The sequence below is a fragment of the Microcoleus sp. PH2017_28_MFU_U_A genome, from assembly GCF_020738035.1.
Lineage (GTDB): Bacteria > Cyanobacteriota > Cyanobacteriia > Cyanobacteriales > Microcoleaceae > Microcoleus.
This window is the reverse complement of record NZ_JAEQCX010000035.1, coordinates 74,953-99,069: the sequence shown is the minus strand read 5'-3', so window position 1 is coordinate 99,069 and position 24,117 is coordinate 74,953. Positions and strand designations below refer to the sequence as shown.

The window sequence follows — 24,117 nt, the reverse complement described above, 5'->3', positions numbered from 1 at the left end:
AAAGGTTGTCATTCTATTTGAAGTATGTCATACTACAAATGTCTGTGATGTCAGCTTAAAAATCGTAAGGTTTGCAGTCAGGACTTCAGTCCTCAAAGCCCTAAAAGCCACACGAGAAAGAGTTTGACGATCGCCCTGCAACCATACTCGACGTGACTTCAGCATCAATAATTTAGAACTATGGCACGATTAAATCAGATTATCGCGATCGAGAAAGGCATCAAAAGCCGATCGATCCAAGAACTAGCAGAAGCCCAAAAAGCCCTCCAGAAGCCCGCCGTGCTTTCGGGAATCTCCCGCACGTACCGCCCCAAAGACGAAGAAGGCGAACAACTGCCGCCCGAGTCCAAAAAAGTCGAAGTCAAAGCCGAAGAGATTATCCGCAAAACAACAGAAGTTTTGACCAAACTCTTCGACGTAACCGCAACCAAAGACTGGACAAATTGCAGAGCCCGTGCCGACGTAACTGTAGACGGAAACGTGCTTTTGAGCCAAGTGCCAGTCAGCTATTTACTATTCATTGAAAAGCAACTGTCAGAGTTGCAAGCATTTATCAAAAAACTTCCTGTTTTAGATGCTTCCGAGACTTGGAACTTTGATGCTTCAGCCGACTGTTGGGCAACAGAACCGGTGCAAACTCTCAAGACTTTTAAAACTCCCCGCAATCACGTTAAAGCTGAAGCTACGGAACACCATCCGGCTCAAGTGGATGTCTATTACGAAGATATTACGATCGGCTACTGGCGCACTGTCAAGTTTTCTGGAGCTTTACCAGCGCAGCGGATCAATGAGTTGCTGCAAAGGGTGGAAATATTGCAGAAAGCTGTGATGTTTTCCCGCGAAGAAGCTAACAATTCTGAAGTTGAAGAACAGAGAGTAGGAGAGCGAATTTTTCAATTTATTTTCCGCTAATAGCTTGCTTTTTTGATAGTTATGGTTTAAGATATAAACAGAGTACAAGTTCAATCTCAAACTTCAACTTAAACCGTACAACTGTGACAGTACAGGTTCGACTCCTGTCCCTTCAACCTAATAATGAGGGGTAGCCCAAATTGGCAGAGGCAGCGTTGCGTACAAATTCAATAGCAAGTTATTACTCTAAACTCAGCATTCACCGCCGATCGCCAAAACGAATGTCAGGAACAATCAGGTCATCGAGGTTGCTGGTTCAATTCCAGCCTCCCCAACCAAACACTGGGGAGTAGCTCAATCGGTAGAGCGCGATGATATTAATCTTAAATCCTTGACTTAAATGTGGTAGCGTGTAAAATGGCCGGTAATAGAAACCCAGTAGTAAGGTCAGAACTACTGGGTTTCGCGCTAATAATTGAATCAATCCGTTAAATCCGTCAGTCCAGGACGCATCAAGACAGATGAGTTACTGTATCAATCCTCAATGCGAACAACGGGAAAATACTGCTGCTACTCAAAATTGTCAGGCTTGTGGCACGGCTTTACTAATTGCCGATCGCTATCGTATCATCAAGCCAGTGCGATCGCCCAATCCCGCACGCCCCACAGACATCTTTGAAGTCCAAGATTGGGGAACCGGGGACAATGAATGGGGAACACTCAAGGTGTTAAAAGTCTTGAAACATACACACAATCCCGATTTACTTCGTTTGTTTCAACAAGAAGCGCGGGCATTAATTTGGCTAGCGGGAAAGGGAAGAGTTCCCCAAGTCGAACCAGACGGTTATTTCCAGCTTAAATTCCCCCATAACTCGCAGCAATTGTCTTGTTTGGTGATGGAAAAAATTATTGGCGAAAACTTGGCAGAATTTCTAACTAAACATCAGTACATTTCTCAAACATTAGCTGTTGATTGGCTGCAACAAATGCTCTATATTTTGGAGGCAATTCACAAATATCATTTAGTGCATCGGGATATTAAGCCATCCAACTTGATGCTTGCAGCGGATGGGAAATTGCGATTAATTGACTTTGGCGCAGCAGCCGAAGCAGACACGGATACCGCACCCATAGGTTCTGCTGGATACTCCGCGCCCGAACAAATTGCAGGTAAAGCTGAAGTGCGATCCTCTTCGAGGGCTTCGCTAACGGACTTTTTCGCTTTGGGCCGTACTTTTGTACATTTATTAACGGGTTTGCAGCCGATCGACTTTCCCGTCAATCCAACAACAGGTAAAATAAATTGGAGAAATCAAGCTGTAGGCGTTGACGAGTTGTTCGTAAGCTTGATCGACCAATTGATGGAACCGCTACCCGAAAACCGACCTGAAAATACCCAAGTTATTTTAGAAAAACTCAAAAATATTAACCTTTTGATTACCGACGCAGAACCGAAGTAACAATCACCGTGATCGTGGCACTAGCAATCAGAGTAAAAGCAAGCTGCACAACCCATTGAGTCGCTTGCTGGTAGTTGGAAAATCGATCGTTGAACTTCTCGACATCAGTCGCTAGGTGGTCAACACGGGTTGATAGGCTGTCTAATTTTTCGATTACATCTGTCAGTGTTGGTTCGGTGGATGGTGTGTCAATCATCTCTGGTTTCTCAACTCAATAATTCTATGATACCAGATCGGAATTGCCGAGCGTAAAAAATAGTAAGGTGCGCCCCATCTACAATCTGCAAATTTCATCGAACATTTCATAGTGACGCACCCTACAAGTTGATACAACACAGTATAGTCTTTCGATTACCTGCACAGAACCAATGCCCAATTCCCAATGCCCAATTCCCAATGCCCAATTCCCAATTCCCAATTCCCAATTCCCCAATTCCCAATTCCCAATTCCCAATTCCCAATTCCCAATTCCCAATTCCCAATTCCCAATTCCCAATTCCCAATTCCCAATTCCCAATTCCCAATTCTCAATGCCCAATTCCCCAATCAATAAATCTCTTCCAACCGGCGAAAATCACGCTCAACTTCCGCCCACAAAGCCCGATTGTGAGGGTCAGTTTTCACCGCCTTTTTCAAATAAATTCTCGCTTTGTCAACCTGCTTTTCTCCGATCAAATGCCGTCCCCAGCGCTGATAGGCGATCGCCTGCCACTGTCGCACCTCCCGATCTTCGGGCATCCGCTGGGCCAAACCCTCAATTAGGGCGATCGCCCGCGGGAACCTCTGATATTTCAGCAACTGTTGCAGTTCAAAATAAGCATCTTTTTTTAACTTGTCTTCCGCCGCCGACAGATCCTGCTTATCTTCAGTGGGTTGCTGTTTCCGAGTCACCTTAACTGCTTGCGGTTGAGCTTTCACCGCCTCCGCTGGCGCTGTCGGAGTCGGCGGTACAGTTGAATTGGCAACTTTCGATTCCGCAACATCGGCGGGTGCAATATTCACCAGGAACTTATAAGCCTCAGTAATAGTAATAAACTTATTCTTAGCCTGTTCGTTTCCCGGATTCACATCGGGGTGATACTGTCTGGCTAACTTTCGATAAGAGGCCTTAACTTGCGATAAACTCGCACCAGATCTTAGCCCTAACTGTCGGTAATAATCTGCAATATCCATTTAGCATGAATCAAGTTTTCTAATACCATTAAATATGGCAGAATCCTTAAATGTAAAGATTCTGCCAAAATTTACCGCGAACTATGGTAGTGCGAGGGTTGTCCGCACTACTACACTATCAAAACCACTTACCAGAAAGAATTGGTTTAAAGCCTCTCCCTTAAGCGGGAGAAATTAAAACAAGACTATTCATTACTCAAATCCTCGGACTTGCAGGTCAACTGTCAACTGTCAACTGTCAACTGTCAACTGTCAACTGTCAAGGACGATCTTCTACCACTTTGTCGATCAAGCCGTATTCCTTGGCTTCCTCGGCGGACATGAAATAGTCGCGATCCATGTCTTTCTCGATTTTCTCGATCGGCTTTCCGGTATTTTTAGCATAGATACCGTTGAGTTGGTGGCGCAAGCGCAGAATCTCCTTCGCCTCAATCTGAATATCCGTTGCTTGTCCCCGCGCGCCCCCAGAAGGCTGGTGAATCATGATCCGCGAGTGAGGCAAAGCCAACCGTTTCCCCTTCGTACCAGCAGCCAGCAGGAAAGAACCCATCGAAGCAGCCAAGCCCACACAAATCGTCACCACGTCGGATTTAATGTGCTGCATGGTATCAAAAATAGCCATGCCTGCCGACACCATCCCCCCGGGGGAATTGATGTACAAAATAATATCTTTGCCCGAATCTTCCGAATCGAGATACAGCATCACCGCGATGATTTGATTGGCAATTTCATCGTCAATGTCCTTGCCCAAGAAAATAATCCGTTCCCGGTAAAGGCGATCGTAGATATTAATCCACTGAGTATCATAACCACCCGGCATTTTGTAGGGAACTTTTGGCACACCTATAGGCATAATTCGGAACTCCGTTTAGTTGGTAATTGGTAATTGGGAATTGGGAATTGGGAATTGGGAATCGGTAATTGGGAATCGGTAATTGGGAATTGTTAGTCATAAAAAAACTATTGAATAACTAATTCAGGGTAGAAACTACTAGCCATTAACCCTTAATTTTTACTCATGCCACATTCCCCATTCCCCATTCCCCATTCCCCATTCCCCATTCCCAGTTATACGACGGCCGCAGAAAGGGCTTTCGGCAATTCTTCCGAACTTTCAAGAACGCGATCGATCAAACCGTATTCTTTCGCTTCATAGGGCGTCAGGTACAGCAACCGATCCATATCTTTAGTAATTTTGTCGATCGGTTGGCCAGTACAGCTTGCAAAAATATCGAGCATCGTCGCCTTATTTGCCAGCACTTCCTTCGCCCGAATTTGAATGTCGCTGGCTTGACCTCGCGTGTAAGCCTTGGGTTGGTGCAATACAATCGAAGCGTGGGGCAAACTCGCCCGAAAGCCCTTTGTACCAGCCGCTAACAGCATCGCAGCCATGCCCATTGCCGAACCGAGACAAATAGTCTGCACGGGCGGCTTAATGTACCTGATCGTGTCGCAGATAGCGAAGGCTTCGGTTTCAAAGCCGACGGGTTCGCCACTGTAACCAGAAGTGCCGGTCGAGTTGATATAGATTTTGATCGGCTTATCCGGGTCTTCGTACTGCAAGAACAGCAGTTCAGCGATAATCAGTTCTGTTACCGCAGGCACCAGAGGCATACCCAGATAAACGATCCGCTCCTTCAGCAACAGGGAAGGTAAATCGGGAGGGGGAGTTCGAGAGTTGCCCTCTCCGTAGTATTGCGATTGCACGGCTTTAATGGGTGTGTTCATGTTTGTTTTTGCCTGGGGACACCCACCATACTTCGGCTACGGCTCGCTTGAGCTAAGTCGAAGGGCTCAGCACAAGTATCTGTACTCAGCTTGGTGGGACGAAGAAAGGAGGGCAGAGTGTGTGCCTTTCCTCAAAAGAATGGGGTTGTTGACAACCGAAATGTTGCCTGAACTCATGGAGTTATTCTTAAAGAAATAGTAACGCAATCTTTAGGTATCCCGCATGAAAGTTAGTTTGCTCCCGGTCTTGAACGACCCCAACCTTGATGCTGCTGCGCCATCAACCCAGCGCCAGCTAGCCGTTTCAGTGTCGGCGACGGCAAGCGCGATCGACTCCAGCGTACCTTTAAACCTGTGCCTGATTCTCGATCACAGCGGCTCGATGGGCGGACGCCCCTTGGAAACCGTCAAACAAGCCGCCGGACGGTTGCTGGACAGGTTAAAACCTGGGGATCGCTTTTGTGCGGTGGCTTTCGATCACAAAGCCAAAGTTCTCGTCCCCAATCAAGTTGTGGGAGATCCCGCCAGCATTAAACGGCAAATCGAGCAATTGCGCCCCGCTGGCGGCACAGCAATTGATGAAGGGATTAAGTTAGGTATTGAAGAGTTGGGGAAAGGCAAAAAAGAAGCAATATCTCAGGCGTTTCTGCTGACTGACGGCGAAAACGAACACGGCGACAATAACCGCTGTTTGAAGTTGGCGAAACTGGCCGCTGAGTACAACATGACTTTAAATTCTCTGGGATTTGGGGATAACTGGAACCAGGATATTTTGGAAAAGATTGCTGATGCCGGCGGCGGTGCTTTGGCTCACATTCAGCGTCCAGAAGATGCGGTTGATGAGTTTGGCAAACTGTTTACTCGCATCCAAGGTGTAGGTTTGACTAATGCTTATTTGCTATTTTCGTTGATGCCAAAAGTGCGGTTAGCCGAACTAAAACCGATCGCGCAAGTTGCCCCGGATACGATCGAATTACCGGTGCAGCAGGATGGCGATCGCTTTATGGTGCGTTTGGGAGATTTAATGAAGGATGTAGAGCGAGTAGTTTTGGCTAATATTTATATTGGACAGTTGCCGGAAGGTACGCAGGCGATCGGGCAATTACAAATTCGCTATGACGATCCGACAGTCGGTGAAGGTTTGCTTTCCGATCCTGTTGCAGTTTCGGCTAATGTCCTAAAAGTTTATCAGCCTGCACTTAACCCGATGGTGCAGCAGCACATTTTAGCTTTGGCTAAGTACCGCCAAACTCAACTCGCAGAAACTAGGTTACAACAGGGCGATCGCGCTGGTGCGGCCACGATGCTACAAACGGCTGCTAAAACTGCTCTGCAAATGGGCGATAAAAGTGCCGCAACTGTGCTGCAAACCTCTGCTACTCGTTTGCAGTCTGGTGCAGAATTGACGGAAGCCGATCGCAAGAAAACTCGCATTGCTTCTAAAACTGTATTGAAGTAATATTATTTTCGCTTAATTGCGATCGGCAGCATTGTTCGTAGTAAGGAATGCAAGTCCTAATTTACTAAAAGCCTTAGAGAGGACTAAAGTCCTTACTACGAACCGGTTTATAATGTTTGTACCACCTATCGAGAGTGCTTGTATGAGCCAGACAATATCTGATAAAGTACGCTGGACTACCGCCGATTTAGAACTCTTACCCGATAACGGCGATCGTTATGAACTTATTGATGGAGAGTTATTTGTGACTAGAGCACCGCATTGGGGTCATCAACAGACTTGTGGCAGATTTTTCTCTGTGCTTGATACTTGGTCGATGTCTGCTGGTTTAGGACGAGCAGCAATCAATCCAGGGCTGATTTTCACAGAGGCTGATAACGTCATTCCTGATGTAGTTTGGGCGAGCAATGAACGCTTGACCCTCTTGCTAGATGAAGCCGGTCATTTAACCGCCGCTCCTGAGTTAGTGGTTGAAGTATTATCTGCTGGTACAGATAATGAAAGAAGGGATAGAGATTTGAAACTCCGACTTTATTCAGTGCGGGGAGTACAAGAATACTGGATTGCTAATTGGCGGTTGCAGCAAATAGAGGTTTATCGCAGGGAACAAGCAAGTTTAAGATTAGTTGCTACGCTGTTGAGAAACGATCAACTTACTTCACCTTTGTTACCTGGTTTTAGTTGCTCTGTAGCTCAGGTTTTTGCTTAGACTTATGAAATATTTGTACAGAGCGATCGCACTTTGCGGATTTGTTACCGTTTTGGGTGGCATATCCCCTGCCATTTCTACTCAAAATTCACCAATATTCATCGTTCAAAATTCGGCTGAAGACTTATTTAACAGCGGTTTAGCCAAGTCAGAGGCTGGAGATATCCCAGGGGCGATCGCAGATTACACCGCAGCCATCCGCCTCAACCCCAACTACGCCAAAGCTTATAACAAACGCGGCATCATTCACGGCCGCTATCTCAAGGACTATCCAGCAGCCAAAGCCGACTTCGATCGCGCCATTGAAATTAACCCGAAGTATGCCGATGCTTACTACAACCGTGCCAAAGTCCGCTATTTATTAAAAGACAAACCGGGCGCGATCGCTGACTACCAAAAAGCAGCCGAATTTTATCAAAAAGACGGCAAGACAGAAGATTATCAAGATGCAATGAAACACCTGCACAGGCTGCTACTATAAATGTTTTGGGAAATAGGGTATAATATCACCACAGCTTTAAAAGTTCAGATTATGACATTAAGTAAAAGCTACAACTACGTCTCCCCAGAAGACTATTTAGAAGGCGAAAAAATTAGCCCGATCAAACACGAATACCGACAAGGAGAAATCTACGCAATGGCGGGAGCAAGCGATGCACATGAAACAATTTGCATCAACCTCGTCAACTTGCTCACAACTCACGTTAGAGGTAGAGGTTGTCGCATCTACGCAGGAAACATGAAAGCCAGAATTGAAGAGGCAGATGTATTTTACTATCCCGACATCATGGTTACTTGCGATGAAAGAGATAGAAGCCTTCAATACTTCAAACGCTACCCGCGCTTAATCGTAGAAGTTTTATCTCCCACAACAGCAGCATTCGATCGCGGAAATAAATTTGCCGACTACCGCACCATAGAAACTTTACAAGAATACGTAATTATCAATCAAGAAAACATCGGCGTAGAATGTTATCGGCGCAACCCAGAGGGCCGTTGGGAACTTTATCCTTACGGTGTTGGCGCAGAAGTTCGCTTGGATAGCGCAGATTTTGAATGCCCGATCGCCTCAATTTACGAAGATGTTTTAGAAATGGGTTAAAATAGTCGATCGCACAAACACCAAACATTCATCTGCGTTCATCAGCGGTTGAACAGTCGAAATTCACCCCGTCAAAAAATGCCTGCAACTTCCACCGTCACCGTCACCGTACCCGCCACAACTGCCAACCTCGGCCCAGGTTTTGACTGCATCGGCGCCGCTTTAAGCCTCTACAACTCCTTCCAATTCTCTCTCCTCGAAACGTCAGCAACCGAGAAATTGCAAATTACCGTTACGGGCGCGGAAGCTGCCAAAGTCAAGACAGACGACAGCAATCTCGCTTACCAAGCCTTTGTCAAGTTATACGAATACCTCCGTCAATCCCCCCCACCAGTCGCGATACATATAGATATGCAAGTACCGCTGGCGAGGGGTTTGGGGAGCTCCGCTACCGCTATTGTCGGCGGGTTGGTAGGGGCGAATTGTTTAGCCGGCAAGCCTTTGAGTCAGGTTGATGTGATGCAGTTGGCGATCGAACTTGAAGGACATCCCGACAACGTTGTCCCCGCTTTACTCGGAGGCTGTCGCCTCGCTGCTAGCAATACACCCCCCCAACCCCCCCTTAGTAAGGGGGGGCTAAGAGAACAACTCCCCCTTAGCGAAGCGGGGCTAAGAGAATCACCCCCCCTTAGCAAGGGGGGGCAGGGGGGGGTTTCCTGGCAAATTTGCGACATTCCGTGGCATCCTAATATTGTGCCCGTGGTAGCGATTCCCGATTTTGAACTTTCTACAGCCGAGGCGCGCCGAGTTTTGCCAACAGATTACAGCAGGGCTGACGCGATTTTCAATGCCGCACACCTGGGTTTATTGGTGCGGGCTTTGGCTACGGGCGATCGAGATTGGCTGCGCTGCGCCCTCCAAGACAAGATTCACCAGCCTTACCGGCGATCGCTGATTCAGGGATATGAAGCGGTGCAACAAGCTGCACTGAATGCAGGGGCTTGTGGGATGGTAATTAGCGGTGCGGGGCCGACGCTTTTGGCTTTAACGGATGTTACTAATGTTGATACGGTTGTGAGGGAAATGGCGGCTGCTTGGGGGGAGTTTGGGGTGAAGGCTGATGTCAGGGCGATTTCTATTGATACTCAAGGTGCACAAGTCTCCAGTTAATTAGTCGTAAGGTGTGTACCCTTTCGGGTAAACGCATCTTAAAAATTCGCCATCATCTAAAAATATTAAGACTACCTATGATTGACAGTCCATAAACCGCTGAAAAGCCGGCCTAATGGAATCTGTGTTACAAAAATAACAGAAATCTTCTATGGGTAGCTAAGTTATGCCAGTTCGCTTCATCAACGATCGCTATGCTATATCCTCCAATCCGCGATCAGGCGGGATGGCTGATGTCTATCGCGCAAGAGACTACGATCAGGAAGAACGGCTGGTTGCAGTAAAAGAATTCAAACACGGGCAGATTGAAGCAGATATTCTAGCCGAGTCCTTCAAACGTGAAACCCAAGCCCTGCAAGAGTTGAAGCACCCCGGAATTGTGGAACTTCTCGATTTTGGCAAGGATGAAACTACGGGTAACTATTTTCTCGTCTTGGAGTGGATGGACAAGGATTTGGCAACTCTTCTGAAAGAATCTCCTCCCGACGGTTGGGATTCATTTTGGAAAGCGGTAGCGTTACCCGTGTTGGAGGCTCTGGCTTTTTCCCATAATCGCAGAATAATACACCGCGATATCAAGCCCAGCAACATTTTAGTGGGGAGTGACGGTCAACTCAAACTTGCTGACTTTGGCATATCCAAGCTTAAGGGCTATTTGCAACCAAGCATTACTCTCAAAGACTTTGTATCGCGTACATTCACTCCGCCAGAAACCGACGATGGTTCCTATACCTACACTCGCGATATCTACAGTTTTGGTGTATTGGTTCTAAAGTGCCTGACCAATATTGAACTCACAGATCATAATAGTATCCCCAGCGCACTGAAAGCGTTTAATGCACCACCTGAAATCCTTGAAATAATCGAGCGTACTGTTTCTCTCTATCCAGAAGAGCGTCAGCCTAATGCAGAGGTACTGCTAGCTCAACTTAATGCTATTCAAGGGAAGACAAAAACAGGAGTAATTAAGAAGCCTCCTTGCTTCCTTAAGCTTATACCAAAGTGCTTGAACAGACTTAAAAGTGAAATTGAGATTTATTCTGAAGTTGAGATCGAGAATCTTATCCTTGACGATCTCAATAATGAATCGGGTTGTGGGATTCGTCCCTATAAATTTAAGGACGACGCAGACGATTCATCTCGTGAAGATCATTACGAAATTTATGGTGTTTCCTATCGGTATCACATGAAGGTGGATCAAAACCGAGGAAATCACCTAGTTATTTTCAATGCTTGGTCTACTTCCTACTCGCAACTGGAACAGCGTCGAGAGCGTGCTTGGAATCTATCCTACGAGTTCAAATTTGGAATGCCACTGAATTCATATGAAGCAAAAGAGGTTATTCAGAAGCTACAGGATTCAGTTATAGAGCATGAAGCCAACTTAAAAGAACAAGAAGATGAAAAAGAAAAGCAACGGATATTCCAAGTTTGGTGGGATATTCTCAGAGCCAAGACAGATTGGGAAAAAAACCGAGAGAAACCGATTAAATACACAAGCGTTACTCGTGAGGGAAACCGCGTTATCTTTGAACTATCAGAACTTCCAGAAAATGACATAGCTGGACAACCCCGCCATGTGACAAACCCAAAAGGATTTAGCATCTTGGGGGGAGATATTGAGCAGGTCATCAGTGACAGATTGACTCTTTATGTTAAATATGGAGAACCAGACAGACTCCCACAATCTGGCGAGTTACGCTTTGATACTCGTGCTGCTGAGGTTGCCCTAAATCGACAAAAAAATGCCCTTGATGCGATTCGATTTGACCGGGGAGTACGCTCAGACATTCGCCAATTACTCGTCAATCCTCAAGAAGTTCGTAATCCTAAAGTAGAGGTGGATGTCCAGTTTGTTCAACCTCTCAATGAATCACAGCAGGAAGTTGTTAAAGCTGCACTCGCAACAGAAGATTTTCTGATTGTTCAAGGTCCACCAGGTACAGGAAAGACAACATTTATTACAGAAGTTGTTCTGCAAACTCTTAAAACTAATCCTGATGCTCGAATTTTGCTCAGTTCACAAACTCATGTTGCACTAGATAACGCCCTAGAACGGATTCAAGCTAAAAATCCTAACTTGAAGTTGGTGCGACTTGGTAACCATGAACGGGTATCAGAGAATGTTCATTCGCTCTTACTCGAAGAACAGATGGAACAGTGGCGAGAGGGTGCAATTGCTAAAGGACAGGAATTTATTGATAATTGGTCAGCGCAACGAGGTATTTCTCAGCATAACAGTGAAATAGCCACACTATTTCAAGAAATGAAAACTCTGGTTACAAAAATTGAAAATCTCAGAGGAGATGTTAATATCTGGAAACACGATTTAGATGAAATACTAGCAATAAATTACAACCCAGAAAACCCAGATTCATTGTTGGAAACTAAAATCCCCAAGGATAAGCTAGAGGAATGTCAGAGTATTGAAGCTGAAATTAGTATCCTTCGTAAACAATTAAAAGAAGCACGAGAGCAACAGAAGGAAAAATCAAAGCGTCTTAAAGAATTAACCGGAAGCAGTATCAATAAACTTTTGAGACTTTCGGTTCAGGAGATAGAAGAGCGGATAAATCAACTAATAAATCCAAATGCACCTGATGCGAAGATGCTCCAACGGCTGATAGCTATTCAGGCGGAGTGGTTCGATCAGTTTGGTCGAAATGAGAAATTCAATGCACCTTTGATTAAGCGATCGCAAGTGGTAGCCGGAACCTGCATCGGAATTCCTAGAGATATTCAAGACATAGAATTTGACCTGTGTATTGTTGATGAGGCTTCAAAAGCTACGGCGACAGAAGTGTTGGTTCCAATTGCGCGATCGCATCGCTGGATACTTGTTGGCGATCCCAAACAACTCCCACCATTTCGAGATGAAGCTAGCAGAGATTCTGACTTTCTGGACAAATACGACCTAACTCAAGAGGATATCCGAGAAACCCTGTTCGATCGACTGCTGAGAACACTCCCAGATGGCTGCCACAAGATGTTAACAATTCAACATCGAATGGTTGCACCAATCGGCGATCTGGTCAGTGAGTGCTTCTATGATGGTCAGCTAAAAAGTGCCAGGACTGACTTAGATCAGCATCTTCGCAGTGTTTTACCACAACCTGTGACTTGGTTAACAACAACCAAACTTCAGAATAGTCGCGAACAGTCTGCCAATTCTAGCTTTAACAATATTTGTGAGGTCAATGTCATAGTTCAGTTTCTCAAACAGCTAAACCAGACGGCAGTAAAGGCGCAGAAAAAATACAGTGTCGCTGTATTGACGGGGTATGCAGCACAGCTAAAGTTGCTCGATCGTAACCTTGCCTCAGAATTAAACAATTGGCAAGCATTAACAGTTGAGTGTAATACCGTGGATGCCTTCCAAGGACGCGAAGCTGATATTGCAGTGTACTCTGTGACTCGTTCTAACAAAGAAGGTAAAGTGGGTTTTCTGCGCGATGCAGAACGATTAAATGTGGCTTTATCCAGAGGTAAAGTTGGCTTAGTAATCGTGGGAGATCATTACTTCTGTAGAACCTCACATGACAACCCATTACACCGAGTTTTGGATTACGTTGAAAGTCACCATGAAAATTGCGCCCTAAAGGAGCTTAACTTATGAGTTCAGAAGAATCAGTTTTTCTTACTCCAGAAGAACTACGCCGCTATGACAATCGTACAGGCTTCGATTTAGTTAGCTGTAAAGAAGTCGGATTGCCAGTTTATAAAATCACTGTTCTAGCTCTAACCCAACTCCATAAACCGATTCCCCCTATAGAAGAATATGTCTTGAAAGCTATTAATGCTAGTTTATCCTCAGAAGTGGATATTGCTGGATTTCTTGGTCTCGAACCGTCTATCGTCAGGGATGCAATGATAAATTTAAGGATGAGTGAGGATATTGACCTTATAGCTCCTGATGACTCTCTGATGCAAGTTTGGAAGTTGACCAAAAAAGGTGAAGGAACGCTCCGCGATGCCAAAATTATTGTTCCAGAGGAGCGAACATTTGATATCAACTTTGATGGACTCCTACGGCATCCTCGCTGGTACGGGCGATTGGAATCACGTTTACTCAAGCAAAAAGACTTGCGTAATCAAGAAATTATAGAAATTGAACCATCTCCGAAAAAGCCACCCGAACTTTCCGATCTTAAACTCAAAGATGTGGACGCAATTATTCGCCAGATTGAGGGGGCAAGCAAAGCCAAAGTCAAGCAAGATAGAGACCTGCTAGCCTTGAAAGCTATTGAGCGTAGACAGAGATTTTTTCAACCTGCATTGGCACTAATCTATAAAGCAAAAGATAGTGATGATGTTCAGGTTGCCTTCGGTATTGATGGTGTCCTGTCCACTGAACATGAAGCCGCTTTCGCCCGTTCTAATGGAGTCAAGAAACTTAAAATATTAGAGACGATAAAAGAAAGCGCACCACGGAAACTAGCTGAAGAAGTTTTAGGACGTGAATTCATCGATCAAAACCCTATTCCAAATATTGAAATCGTCAAAGAAAAAGTATTTACGGCTCAGGCTGAACTACAAGCCCAAATTGAGACCACACAAAATCGGATTGAGCAGACTAATAACGATGAAGAAAAACGTCTTCTAACTCAGCAGCTTCAAGAGGCTTTACAGCGAATAGAATATCTTGAAAATCAACTTAAATCAGAACTAGCTTTGCTGCCTATTCGTTTTCTAGAAGTATATGAACACCGTCCACTGCTCGAACAGGCTCTTAAAGAGAGCCAAGAACGTCTGATGATTATCTCGCCTTGGATTCGAGCAAGTTCTGTGGATAAAAAATTTCTCCAAGAGTTTGAAAATCTCCTCAAGCGGGGAGTACAAGTTTTCATTGGGTACGGTTTGGGAGAAAATGATGATAAAAAGTACCAATCTGATATCCGGGCTGAGAATAATATTCAAAAATTAGCGAGTCAGTATAAGGATAATTTCCGGCTCAAGCGCCTTGGAGATACTCATGCAAAAATCCTCATTTCTGATGTGAAATTTGCTGTAACGACAAGTTTCAATTGGCTTTCCTTCAAGGGAGACCGCGATCGCACGTTCCGGGATGAGCGGGGGACGCTGGTATCTGACCCCCATAAAATCGATGAACTGTTCGATAGCTATAGGTCGCGATTTAAAGATTGAATGGTCTCGCTTCCACAAAGTTAAAACCTTCTTCCCTCTTCCTTCCTCTGCGGTGGGTTAAAAATTTTAGTGATTTTGAATACAATTCCCGACTCAACAGTCGATCGCACTCCTCAATTTTGTCTGGGGATCTAAAGTTCACCTAAAGTTCCATGCCCGATCGCAAAACCCTCCCTAAAATAGAAGTTGCAGGACTATCGGTCTCATCGCCGATTCAGGAACACCTGAAAAATCCCAAACTAGCGAGCCACAAGACAGGGAGAACATCAAAATCATGGTAAACGCGCCGACAGGGGAAGCCCGCCTAGGCCAAACCGAGCAGGTACAAGCCTTAGACCGCGATTGTACGACTCTATCCCGTCATGTACTCCAGCAACTGCACAGCTTTTCAGCAGATGCTCAGGATTTGAGTGCCCTAATGAGTCGCATCGGATTGGCTGCAAAGTTGATCGCAAGGCGACTCAGCAGAGCCGGGTTAATGGAAGATGCTTTAGGGTTTACAGGGGCTGTAAACGTGCAGGGAGAATCTGTCAAAAAGATGGATATCTATGCTAATGAAGTGTTTATCTCGGTATTCCAGCAAAGTGGACTTGTTTGCCGTTTGGCTTCCGAGGAAATGGAAAAACCCTACTATATTCCTGAAAATTGTCCGATCGGGCGTTACAGTCTGCTCTACGATCCCATAGACGGTTCTTCCAATCTTGACATCAATCTCAATGTCGGCTCCATATTCAGCATCCGCAAGCAAGAGGGGGATGATGAAGACGGTTCTGCTGCCGATTTGCTCCAACACGGGCACAAACAAATCGCTGCCGGCTACGTGCTGTATGGGCCCAGTACCATGCTGGTTTATTCGATCGGGCAAGGCGTTCATTCATTTACCCTCGACCCCAGTTTAGGCGAGTTTATTCTATCAACCGAAAACATCAAGATTCCAGATAACGGCCCGATCTACAGTGTCAATGAAGGTAGCTTTTGGCAGTGGGAAGAATCTTATCGGGATTACATTCGCTACGTACATCGAAATCAAGGCTACACTGCTCGGTACGGCGGGGCTTTGGTGGGAGATTTTCACCGGATTTTATTTCAGGGAGGCGTGTTTTTGTATCCCGGAACCGTGAAAAACCCCGATGGCAAATTGCGTTTACTCTACGAGTCGGCTCCTTTGGCGTTTTTGATGGAGCAAGCCGGAGGGCGCGCTAGTACGGGTATTCAAGACATCTTGGACGTGGTGCCGACTAAAATTCACGAGCGCACGCCTTTGATTATTGGCAGTAAAGAAAATGTAGCGTTGGTTGAGTCTTTTATTAAAGAGCGATCGCGCAATCCCATAACACTTGAAGAGTGAAGGAAGAAGGAAGAAGGAAGAAGGAAGAAGGAAGAAAGTTTTAACTGCCAATTCCCCATGCCCGATGCCCAATTCCCGATGACCAATTATCAAATTTTAGGAGTTAAAGATCATGACAGAAGCGACAAAGAATCACCTGTTAGAAATCAAAGAAATTGGCCAGAGCATCTGGATGGACAATTTGACCCGCAATCTGATCGAGTCCGGCGAACTCAAAAAGATGATTGAAAGTCGCGGGCTGCGCGGGATTACATCGAATCCGGCCATTTTTGAGAAGGCGATCGCGGGTAATGTGATTTACGACGCGGATATTGAAGCGGGCATCCGGGCTGGCAAATCTGTGCTAGAGATTTACGAATCTCTGGTATTTGCAGATATCCGCAACGCTTGCGACATCTTCGCCCCGGTTTACGCAGAGTCGAAGGGTTTGGACGGTTACATCAGTATCGAAGTGCCACCGACGATCGCGAATGACACAGAAAGTACAATTAGCGAAGCCTTGCGCTATTATCAGGCGATCGGCAAACCAAATGTGATGATCAAGATTCCCGGAACTGCTCAAGGTTTGCCCGCCGTAGAGCGAGTCATCAGTGAAGGGATTAACGTTAACGTGACTTTGCTGTTCTCGGTTGACAGCTACGTCGAAACTTTCTGGGCGTACATTCGCGGTTTGGAAGCGCGGGCAGCTAAGGGTTTGGATGTGAGCAACATCGCTTCTGTTGCCAGTTTCTTCTTGAGCCGGATCGACATCAATATCGATGGCAAGATTGACGAGAAACTCAAAAACGTCACAGATATTTCCACCAAAGCCAAACTGGAAGCAGTGAAGGGGAAAATTGCGATCGCCAATGCCAAGGTAGCTTACCAGAAGTATAAAGAGATCGTCGCGAGCGATCGTTGGCAAGCATTAGCAGCAAAGGGAGCCGAAGTGCAGCGACTGCTGTGGGCGAGTACCAGCACTAAAAACCCCAACTACAGCGATGTGATGTATGTGGATGAGCTAATCGGCCCCGATACGGTGAACACTTTGCCACCGAACACCGTTGAAGCTTGTTTCGATCACTGCGATGTCGCGCCCCGGATTGAGAATAACGTTGCAGAAGCTTACAGTCTGATCGAAAGTCTCAAAGATCCCGACATCGACATCAACTTGGACAAAGTGATGGAAGACTTGCTCCTGGACGGGATCGAGAAATTCGTCAGCCCCTTCCAATCCCTGATGGATTCCTTGGAAGAGAAAGTTAAGAGGCTCGCACCCGTATAGTTCGCCGATTTGGTATCGGTAAGGGCAGAAACTCTCAGGAGTCTGAACACATAATCGTTTTGGCTCCTGAATCCTGATTAAATGCTCGTCCCCAATTATTGACGCGACTGAGATTATGGAAAATTTGTGTACGAACGTACACAATTCCCTTGTCACAGAATATTTTGTGTACGAACGTACACAATTCCCTTGTCAAAGAATATCAAGTCCGCAAATTCCTGATTTTTCATACCTGACTGCTAAAGAAGTGTTATGTTAACTCCCCATACCATTCAACAAAGCGAGGAAGTCAACGCCCAACTGGATATCGCTGAACGGGCGAGGCTTCAACAACTCGAATCGATCGTAGAACAAGGACTTCATACTTTTTACGAAGTTGGCAAAGCCCTTGAGGAAATTCGGGAACAAAAACTGTACCGGGAAACCCACAAGAATTTTGAGGCTTATTGCCACGAAAAGTGGGGAATCACGAAACGAAGAGCTTATCAGTTCATTGACGCGGCTGAGATTATGGAAAATTTGTGTACGAACGTACACAATTCCCTTGTTAAAGAATATCAAATCCGCCCATTAAAGGGATTGCCCCCCGAGGTACAGCTAGAAATTTGGCAAGAAGCAGTAGAGTCATCGCCCAACGGGATTCCTACTGGTGCAGCAGTTCAGCGTTTGGTTGAACAGCGATTTCCATCGCTAGGAAGCGGGCGAACTCCCAAGGATACTGCTTCAGAATTGGAAAAATTGCGATCGGACAATCAACGCCTCAGACAGCAAATCCGAGAGCAAAACAGAGAGAGGGATCGGCGTGCTGCTGCTGTGGCGTTGGAAATGGAGCAACTTCGAGCCGAAAACAGGCAGCTAAAAGCTGAACTGCGACAACGAGATAAAGATTGGGAAGTTCGACTAGCTGCTGAAAGGGTTAAAATCCGGGCGGAAGTTATAGCGGAACTCAGAGAGGAAATCCGGGCGGAAGTCAAAGCCGAATATGAAGGGCAGATCAACTCTCTGACCCAGCAATTAGCAGAAATGACGGCAAATTATCATGCTGTACTGGCAAGATTAACAGCACTAGAACAAGGAAAATAAATGGTAACGATACTTGAAAATCCACTGCGGGTTGGTTTGCGAAAAGAACGGATGCCGGAACCGCAAATTCTGGTGATATTTGGAGCTTCCGGCGATCTCACCCAGCGCAAACTGGTACCAGCAATTTATCAGATGAAGCTCGATCGGCGTTTACCACCAGAAACTACCGTCGTGGGTGTGGCCCGCCGTCCCTGGAGTCACGATTACTTCCGAGAACAAATGCGGGAAGGCATCGAAGAATTTGGCGGCGGTATTAGCAATGAGGAATTGTGGCAAGATTTCGCCAAAGGTTTGTACTACTGTCCCGGCGACATTGATAACCCCGAAAGCTATCAAAAACTCAAAGCTTTCTTAGCCGAACTCGATGAAGAAAGGAGAACCCGCGGCAATCACATCTTTTATCTGTCCGTTTCTCCGAACTTTTTCCCAGAAGCAATTCGGCAACTGGGCGCAGCTCAAATGCTTGCCGATCCAATAAAACATCGCTTGGTAATTGAAAAACCCTTCGGCCGCGACTTGAGTTCGGCAAAAGCTCTCAACCGTGTGGTGCAGCAGGTTTGCCAAGAACAGCAAGTTTACCGGATCGACCACTATTTGGGTAAAGAAACGGTTCAAAATTTGATGGTGTTCCGGTTTGCGAACGCGATTTTTGAACCGCTGTGGAACAGGCAATTTGTGGATCACGTACAAATTACGGTTGCAGAAACTGTGGGCGTAGAAGACCGGGCCGGTTACTACGAATCCTCTGGGGCGTTGCGGGATATGCTGCAAAACCACTTGATGCAGATTTTCTGTCTGACGGCGATGGAACCGCCAAACTCCCTCGATGCTGACAGCATCCGCACCGAAAAGATGAAAGTTCTGCAAGCAACTCGCTTGGCGGATTTGAATAACTTAGAGTTTTCCGCGATTCGCGGTCAATATTCCGCAGGGTGGATGAAAGGCAAACCCGTGCCGGGTTATCACGAAGAACCGGGGGTTGCTCCCAACTCGACAACGCCGACTTTTGTGGCGATGAAGTTTATGATTGACAACTGGCGATGGCAGGGAGTGCCTTTCTACCTGCGGACTGGTAAGCGGTTGCCGAAAAAAGTTAGCGAAATTGCAATTCAGTTTCGGGAAGTGCCGCTGTTAATTTTTCAGTCGGCGGCCCAACAAACTACTCCTAACGTTTTGACGATGCGGGTGCATCCCAATGAGGGGATTTCGCTGAGGTTTGAGGCGAAAATGCCGGGGCCAGATTTGCGGACGCGGACGGTGGATATGGATTTTAGTTATGGTGCTTCGTTTGGGGTGACATCTTCGGATGCTTACGATCGCCTGTTGATTGATTGTATGCTGGGCGACCAAACTTTGTTTACCCGTTCTGATGAAGTGGAAGAAGCTTGGCGGGTGGTAACTCCGGCGCTGATGGCTTGGGAATCTTCCAACGACCAAAGTTTGGTTCCTAAATATGAAGCTGGTACTTGGGAACCGGCAGAAGCAGAATTAATGATTAACAGAGACGGCCGCAAGTGGCGACGACTTTAAAAGTCAATTGTCAGTTGTCAGTTGTCAGTTGTCAGTTGTCAGTTGTTAGTTGTCAGTTGTCAGTTGTCAGTTGTCAGTTGTCAGTTGTCAGTTGTCAGTTGTTAGTTGTTAGTTGTTAGTTGTTAGTTGTCATTAGGTAAGAGTTGCTAACTTAAGAATCATCAAGGACTAATTTAGTAATCCTAATGTTCGGGAACTCTTGCGTGATAGCAGTTGTGACCAATGACCAATGACCAATGACCAATGACCAATGACCAATGACCAATGTCCGATGCCCGATGCCCGATGCCCGATGCCCAATGACCAATAACCAATAACCAATAACCAATAACCAATAAGAAAGGAGAAAAAACCGATGACGATGACACCGATGAAAGCTCCGCCTCTGGTTTCGCTGCAAAACCCTAAAGATGTGTCGATCGACCAAATAGAGGCAGAACTGAGTAAAATCTGGGAAAGTTACAGAGAATCAGGCTCGAAGGGCGATTTTCCGATCGCGACTAGGGCAGCAACTTTTACTTTTGTCGTGTACGAACCGGAAGAAACCCAGCAATTATTGGCGGATCTGGGATTTTATGACGGGCCTGTCGATGGTATTAGCGGGCCGATGACGGCATCTAGCATCAGGGCTGCTCAAAAAGCTTACGGAATGCCCAGAAGTGGCAAACCTAGCGCTGAATTGTTGGCGATGTTGCGCGAAGAAGTGGCTCGCAAAAATGCCAAGGGAGAGCTTTTGGGTTCGAGTGGCTTGGGTTCCGGGGGTTCGGGGGTGGCTGATGCGATCGTAGCTGCGAATCCCTGCCGGATTATTGCTCTGTGCCCGACGGCGGGAGAAGATACGGGCGTGCAGGCTCAAGTGGCTGCTTACTGTCCGGTGCACAAGCGCGGCAGCGGCAATCTGATCTGCTGCGAGTATATTACGCTGCGGGGTACGGAAGCTGCTCTGGAACGGGTGAGCGCGATCGTGACAGCGCTGACGATCGCGGATTTGCCGACTTTGTTATGGTGGAAAGCGAATCCCGATGCCGATCGAGGTTTGTTCCAGCGGCTGGCGGCAACTAGCAGTTCTGTGATTATCGACTCTAGCAGTTTTGCCGAGTCTGAAGCGGAATTGCTGTTGATGCAAAGTCTGATCGAGGAAGGAATTCCGATCGCGGATTTGAATTGGCGCAGGCTGGCGGCGTGGCAGGAGTTGGCTGCCGAGGCCTTCGATCCGCCGGAACGTAGGGCGGCAATTCGGGAGATCGATCGAGTGACGATCGATTACGAACAAGGCAATTCTACTCAAGCGCTGATGTATTTGGGCTGGCTGGCGAGCCGGCTTCAGTGGCGTCCGGTTGCTTTCAAGCAAGAAGAGGGCGATTACCAAATTAAGCGCATTAAATTCGCAGGTGCGGACGAACGGGTTGTAGAAGCCGAGTTAGCTGCGATTCCGATTGCCGATACGGGCGATGTCCCCGGCGATTTAATTGCTCTGCGTTTAAATTCTACGAACGAGAAAGCGGCCTGCGGTACGGTTCTGTGTTCGGAAACGGGGGGCTGTATGCGGATGGAAATGAAGGGAGGCGCTCAAACCGATCGATTTAACCAAGTGACTCCTCTGTTCGATCAGGTGACGGAACAGTTGCTGGGCCAGCACTTGCAGAGTTGGGGCCGGGATATGCTTTACGAAGAAAGTTTGGCAGTGACAGCTCACTTGCTAAAATTAGCTAAGCGGTAAAAACAAGTTCGGCAACGGGCAATTTATTAGTTAAGATTCAGTGGGGCAGGCAACGTCTGCCCTACTTTTCTTCTCTTTTCTTCCTTCGCGCTCTTCGCGTCTTCGCGGTTCATTAAATAGATATTATTCGATGGGCAATACTCAGATGGATTATGATTGCATAGAAATAATTAAACCGCAGAGAACACAGAGAACGCAGAGAGAGAAAAGAGATATGAATTAGATATCAGAATTTGAGCGATTATCAATTGTCAGTATTTTTTATGATTAATCTAGGGTTATGACTTTAGTAATTGCGGGCGAACGCAGCGGGGCGGGAAAGACTACTGTAACGATCGCCCTTTTAGCTTATTTAATCCGCCAGGGCTTGAACGTGCAATCTTTTAAGGTCGGCCCTGACTACATTGACCCGATGTTTCATGCTTTTGTTACTGGCCGCCCCTGTCGGAATTTAGACCCAGTTTTAACGTCTGAATATTATGTGAAAAAGTGTTTTTCCCGTCACATTCAAGATGTTGATTGTGCCTTGGTAGAAGGGGTAATGGGTTTATTTGATGGGGTTTCTCCAAAGAAGGAAGAAGGAAGAAGGAAGAGGGAAGAGGGAAGAGAGAAGAGGGAAGAAGAACAAAATTATCCTATTTCCTTTGCTTCTACGGCTCATGTTGCTTATTTGTTGAATTTGCCGATATTGTTTGTGATAGATTGCAGCCGGCTTTCTGGTTCTGTGGCTGCGATCGCCCACGGTTTTCGTTCTTTTAACCCAAATCTTAATTTCGCTGGTTTGGTGCTGAATCGGGTGGCGAGCGATCGACATTTGGAGTTGCTGACAGATGCTCTCAAACCGCTCAATTTACCGATTTTAGGGGTTTTGCGTAGGGATGAGGCTGTTACTATTCCCGATCGACATTTGGGTTTGATTCCGGCCCAGGAGTTGCCGAATCTTCATCGTGCGATCGATAAATTGGCTGATTTAGCTGCTGCTAGTTTTGACTGGGAGAAACTTTTGCCTTTGTTGGCTGCAAATCTACATGGGGGGGGTGAGGGGTCTGAGCAACTTTTGGGTAGATACAGTCTCCCTTATGAAATTGTAACAGAAACAGATGATGTTGTCAATTGTTTGGAGGGGAAATTTGGAGTGAGGATTGCAGTTGCGCGCGATCGGGCTTTTAATTTTTACTATCAGGACAATCTTGATTTGTTGGAAGAGTTGGGCGCCGAGTTGGTATTTTGGAGTCCGTTGGATGACTCGGTTTTTCCTGAGAATGTGCAGGGGTTGTATTTTGGCGGTGGTTTTCCCGAAGTGTTTGCTGGGGAATTAAGCGGTAATGTTTTAATTCGGGATGCTGTCAGAAGTGCGATTTTTTCGGGAATGCCGACTTATGCGGAGTGCGGCGGTTTGATGTACTTGTGCGATTCGATTGTAGACTTCGACGGGAATTCTTGGCAAGGAGTGGGAGTTTTGCCGGCTGTGGCTGCGATGGGAAAGCGTTTGACTCTGGGATATCGAGAAGCTGTGGCGGTGGGAGATAGTTTGGTGTTAACTGCGGGGGATGTGGTTTGGGGACATGAGTTTCATCGATCGCATTTAACAGTGGAACCAACTAATCCAATTTATCACAGTTGGAGGTACGGCAAACGGGGAGAAGTTGAGGCGGTTGCTGAAGGTTGGGGGGTTTATGGGGTGCACGCTGCTTATTTGCATTTGCACTGGGGTGCGAACCCTGATATTGCGGTTCGTTTTTTGCAGCAGTGTTCTAATTTTGATTGTAAGGGTGTTTTGGGCGATCGAGTGAATTAGATTTTTTTAACCGCAGAGGGCGCAGAGGGCGCAGAGAAGAGAGATAGAGGAGTATTTGTATTATGTTTTTGATGAAATGAGTGAGGAGGTGTTGGGATTTATGAGTACATCAGTTTCAATGAAGCAATTGCCGGCACAATGGATAACATCGGAGAATTTTCGGAGTTACGGTCAAGTTATTTCTGCGAGTTTTGATGGCAAGTCTTTTGATGATGAGGATGCTAAGTTAAATTTGCAAAATGGCATTCCTAGATTTTACATTATGCGGTTGCACGAGAAGGGTCGCAAGTTTGGTAAAATTACGCGGCACGTTGAATGTACTCAGTGTTTGGGTTCTCTGGAAGGGAAGGATTGGTTGATGGCTGTTGCGCCTCCTGGGGATAGCGATCGACCTAGTTTGGAGGATATTGTTGCTTTTCGGATTCCGGGTGATTGTTTTATTAAGTTAGATGTGGGGACTTGGCACGCGGGGCCTTATTTTGATGCTGATTTTGTGGATTTTTATAATCTGGAGTTGAGCGATACTAATGTGGTTGACCATTTTAGCTTTGATTTGGTGAAGCATCACAATCTGGAGTTTGAGATTGTCTAATGTTGGTGATTTGTCGTTGCGCTTTCTTCCTGGTGATTATTTTT

At 46.3% G+C, this 24,117-nt stretch carries 22 protein-coding genes; 16 read left to right on the top strand and 6 right to left on the bottom strand.

The window, feature by feature from the left end; genetic code table 11:
- Positions 1-27: 27 nt before the first annotated feature.
- On the bottom strand, positions 28-165 hold the full coding sequence (locus JGK14_RS06740) for a hypothetical protein (RefSeq protein WP_325314881.1): 138 nt from the start codon (positions 163-165) through the stop codon (positions 28-30).
- Positions 166-180: 15 nt separating this feature from the next.
- Between JGK14_RS06740 and JGK14_RS06735 the strand changes: the two genes are divergently transcribed.
- Both JGK14_RS06735 and JGK14_RS06730 read left to right on the top strand, forming a co-directional pair.
- The gene (locus JGK14_RS06735; RefSeq protein WP_293189697.1) at positions 181-912 is read left to right on the top strand and encodes a DUF7873 family protein; all 732 of its coding nucleotides are present in this window, start codon (positions 181-183) and stop codon (positions 910-912) included.
- 461 nt (positions 913-1,373) lie between these two features.
- Positions 1,374-2,312, top strand: a complete 939-nt coding sequence (locus tag JGK14_RS06730) for a serine/threonine protein kinase (RefSeq protein ID WP_293216363.1) — start codon at positions 1,374-1,376, stop codon at positions 2,310-2,312.
- On the opposite strand, the gene JGK14_RS06725 is transcribed toward JGK14_RS06730, so the two are convergent.
- The 5 genes from JGK14_RS06725 to JGK14_RS06705 all read right to left on the bottom strand — a co-directional run bounded on the left by JGK14_RS06725 (position 2,290) and on the right by JGK14_RS06705 (position 5,213).
- Positions 2,290-2,508, bottom strand: a complete 219-nt coding sequence (locus JGK14_RS06725) for a hypothetical protein (RefSeq protein ID WP_293216365.1) — start codon at positions 2,506-2,508, stop codon at positions 2,290-2,292. The two genes, JGK14_RS06730 and JGK14_RS06725, sit on opposite strands and share 23 nt — an antisense overlap.
- A gap of 78 nt (positions 2,509-2,586) precedes the next feature.
- Positions 2,587-2,862, bottom strand: coding sequence for a hypothetical protein (locus JGK14_RS06720; RefSeq protein WP_293236245.1), 276 nt, complete (start codon positions 2,860-2,862; stop codon positions 2,587-2,589).
- Positions 2,859-3,485: a J domain-containing protein gene (locus tag JGK14_RS06715; protein WP_293174635.1), complete on the bottom strand. Its 627-nt coding sequence runs from the start codon at positions 3,483-3,485 to the stop codon at positions 2,859-2,861. Before JGK14_RS06715 ends, JGK14_RS06720 begins: the two co-directional genes overlap by 4 nt.
- A 259-nt stretch (positions 3,486-3,744) precedes the next feature.
- Positions 3,745-4,338 carry an ATP-dependent Clp protease proteolytic subunit gene (locus JGK14_RS06710; RefSeq protein ID WP_293211490.1) on the bottom strand — a complete coding sequence of 198 codons (594 nt, stop codon included), beginning with the start codon at positions 4,336-4,338 and terminating at the stop codon, positions 3,745-3,747.
- A 215-nt stretch (positions 4,339-4,553) separates the two neighbouring features.
- Positions 4,554-5,213 (bottom strand): ATP-dependent Clp protease proteolytic subunit, encoded by a 660-nt coding sequence (locus JGK14_RS06705; protein ID WP_293174629.1) that lies wholly within the window; start codon positions 5,211-5,213, stop codon positions 4,554-4,556.
- Positions 5,214-5,436: 223 nt separating this feature from the next.
- On the opposite strand from JGK14_RS06705, the gene JGK14_RS06700 reads away from it, so the two are divergent.
- The 14 genes from JGK14_RS06700 (at position 5,437) to JGK14_RS06635 (ending at position 24,073) form a co-directional block, all read left to right on the top strand.
- On the top strand, positions 5,437-6,672 hold the full coding sequence (locus JGK14_RS06700) for a vWA domain-containing protein (protein ID WP_293189707.1): 1,236 nt from the start codon (positions 5,437-5,439) through the stop codon (positions 6,670-6,672).
- 142 nt (positions 6,673-6,814) lie between these two features.
- Positions 6,815-7,381, top strand: a complete 567-nt coding sequence (locus JGK14_RS06695) for a Uma2 family endonuclease (RefSeq protein WP_325314880.1) — start codon at positions 6,815-6,817, stop codon at positions 7,379-7,381.
- Between the two features lie 4 nt (positions 7,382-7,385).
- Entirely contained in the window at positions 7,386-7,862 is a 477-nt protein-coding gene (locus tag JGK14_RS06690) for a tetratricopeptide repeat protein (protein ID WP_325314879.1), read from the top strand.
- Positions 7,863-7,913: 51 nt separating this feature from the next.
- On the top strand, positions 7,914-8,483 hold the full coding sequence (locus tag JGK14_RS06685) for a Uma2 family endonuclease (protein WP_325314878.1): 570 nt from the start codon (positions 7,914-7,916) through the stop codon (positions 8,481-8,483).
- A gap of 78 nt (positions 8,484-8,561) precedes the next feature.
- Positions 8,562-9,593 (top strand): homoserine kinase, encoded by a 1,032-nt coding sequence (thrB, locus tag JGK14_RS06680; RefSeq protein WP_325314877.1) that lies wholly within the window; start codon positions 8,562-8,564, stop codon positions 9,591-9,593.
- A 166-nt stretch (positions 9,594-9,759) separates the two neighbouring features.
- Positions 9,760-13,209 carry an AAA domain-containing protein gene (locus JGK14_RS06675; protein WP_325314876.1) on the top strand — a complete coding sequence of 1,150 codons (3,450 nt, stop codon included), beginning with the start codon at positions 9,760-9,762 and terminating at the stop codon, positions 13,207-13,209.
- A complete protein-coding gene (locus JGK14_RS06670) occupies positions 13,206-14,738 on the top strand; it encodes a phospholipase D-like domain-containing protein (protein ID WP_293276919.1) in 1,533 nt (510 codons plus the stop codon). The genes JGK14_RS06675 and JGK14_RS06670 overlap by 4 nt, the downstream gene beginning before the upstream one ends.
- Positions 14,739-15,012: 274 nt before the next feature.
- A complete protein-coding gene (gene fbp, locus JGK14_RS06665) occupies positions 15,013-16,086 on the top strand; it encodes a class 1 fructose-bisphosphatase (protein WP_293174592.1) in 1,074 nt (357 codons plus the stop codon).
- A 112-nt stretch (positions 16,087-16,198) separates the two neighbouring features.
- Complete coding sequence (gene tal, locus JGK14_RS06660) at positions 16,199-17,350, top strand: transaldolase (protein ID WP_325314875.1); 1,152 nt, start codon at positions 16,199-16,201, stop codon at positions 17,348-17,350.
- Between the two features lie 252 nt (positions 17,351-17,602).
- Positions 17,603-18,433, top strand: coding sequence for a hypothetical protein (locus JGK14_RS06655; RefSeq protein WP_293195681.1), 831 nt, complete (start codon positions 17,603-17,605; stop codon positions 18,431-18,433).
- The gene (gene zwf, locus JGK14_RS06650) at positions 18,434-19,963 is read left to right on the top strand and encodes a glucose-6-phosphate dehydrogenase (protein WP_293189723.1); all 1,530 of its coding nucleotides are present in this window, start codon (positions 18,434-18,436) and stop codon (positions 19,961-19,963) included.
- A gap of 355 nt (positions 19,964-20,318) precedes the next feature.
- A complete protein-coding gene (opcA, locus tag JGK14_RS06645) occupies positions 20,319-21,683 on the top strand; it encodes a glucose-6-phosphate dehydrogenase assembly protein OpcA (protein WP_325314874.1) in 1,365 nt (454 codons plus the stop codon).
- Between the two features lie 280 nt (positions 21,684-21,963).
- A complete protein-coding gene (locus JGK14_RS06640) occupies positions 21,964-23,481 on the top strand; it encodes a cobyrinate a,c-diamide synthase (protein WP_325314873.1) in 1,518 nt (505 codons plus the stop codon).
- Positions 23,482-23,581: 100 nt separating this feature from the next.
- The gene (locus tag JGK14_RS06635; protein ID WP_293174575.1) at positions 23,582-24,073 is read left to right on the top strand and encodes an ureidoglycolate lyase; all 492 of its coding nucleotides are present in this window, start codon (positions 23,582-23,584) and stop codon (positions 24,071-24,073) included.
- Positions 24,074-24,117: the final 44 nt, after the last annotated feature.

Bases quoted from the DNA above. Each gene is read 5' to 3' on its own strand.
- JGK14_RS06740 (WP_325314881.1), bottom strand. From the start codon at position 165: ATGCTGAAGTCACGTCGAGTATGGTTGCAGGGCGATCGTCAAACTCTT.
- JGK14_RS06735 (WP_293189697.1), top strand. From the start codon at position 181: ATGGCACGATTAAATCAGATTATCGCGATCGAGAAAGGCATCAAAAGC.
- JGK14_RS06730 (WP_293216363.1), top strand. From the start codon at position 1,374: ATGAGTTACTGTATCAATCCTCAATGCGAACAACGGGAAAATACTGCT.
- JGK14_RS06725 (WP_293216365.1), bottom strand. From the start codon at position 2,508: ATGATTGACACACCATCCACCGAACCAACACTGACAGATGTAATCGAA.
- JGK14_RS06715 (WP_293174635.1), bottom strand. From the start codon at position 3,485: ATGGATATTGCAGATTATTACCGACAGTTAGGGCTAAGATCTGGTGCG.
- JGK14_RS06710 (WP_293211490.1), bottom strand. From the start codon at position 4,338: ATGCCTATAGGTGTGCCAAAAGTTCCCTACAAAATGCCGGGTGGTTAT.
- JGK14_RS06705 (WP_293174629.1), bottom strand. From the start codon at position 5,213: ATGAACACACCCATTAAAGCCGTGCAATCGCAATACTACGGAGAGGGC.
- JGK14_RS06700 (WP_293189707.1), top strand. From the start codon at position 5,437: ATGAAAGTTAGTTTGCTCCCGGTCTTGAACGACCCCAACCTTGATGCT.
- JGK14_RS06695 (WP_325314880.1), top strand. From the start codon at position 6,815: ATGAGCCAGACAATATCTGATAAAGTACGCTGGACTACCGCCGATTTA.
- JGK14_RS06690 (WP_325314879.1), top strand. From the start codon at position 7,386: ATGAAATATTTGTACAGAGCGATCGCACTTTGCGGATTTGTTACCGTT.
- JGK14_RS06685 (WP_325314878.1), top strand. From the start codon at position 7,914: ATGACATTAAGTAAAAGCTACAACTACGTCTCCCCAGAAGACTATTTA.
- thrB (WP_325314877.1), top strand. From the start codon at position 8,562: ATGCCTGCAACTTCCACCGTCACCGTCACCGTACCCGCCACAACTGCC.
- JGK14_RS06675 (WP_325314876.1), top strand. From the start codon at position 9,760: ATGCCAGTTCGCTTCATCAACGATCGCTATGCTATATCCTCCAATCCG.
- JGK14_RS06670 (WP_293276919.1), top strand. From the start codon at position 13,206: ATGAGTTCAGAAGAATCAGTTTTTCTTACTCCAGAAGAACTACGCCGC.
- fbp (WP_293174592.1), top strand. From the start codon at position 15,013: ATGGTAAACGCGCCGACAGGGGAAGCCCGCCTAGGCCAAACCGAGCAG.
- tal (WP_325314875.1), top strand. From the start codon at position 16,199: ATGACAGAAGCGACAAAGAATCACCTGTTAGAAATCAAAGAAATTGGC.
- JGK14_RS06655 (WP_293195681.1), top strand. From the start codon at position 17,603: ATGTTAACTCCCCATACCATTCAACAAAGCGAGGAAGTCAACGCCCAA.
- zwf (WP_293189723.1), top strand. From the start codon at position 18,434: ATGGTAACGATACTTGAAAATCCACTGCGGGTTGGTTTGCGAAAAGAA.
- opcA (WP_325314874.1), top strand. From the start codon at position 20,319: ATGACGATGACACCGATGAAAGCTCCGCCTCTGGTTTCGCTGCAAAAC.
- JGK14_RS06640 (WP_325314873.1), top strand. From the start codon at position 21,964: ATGACTTTAGTAATTGCGGGCGAACGCAGCGGGGCGGGAAAGACTACT.
- JGK14_RS06635 (WP_293174575.1), top strand. From the start codon at position 23,582: ATGAGTACATCAGTTTCAATGAAGCAATTGCCGGCACAATGGATAACA.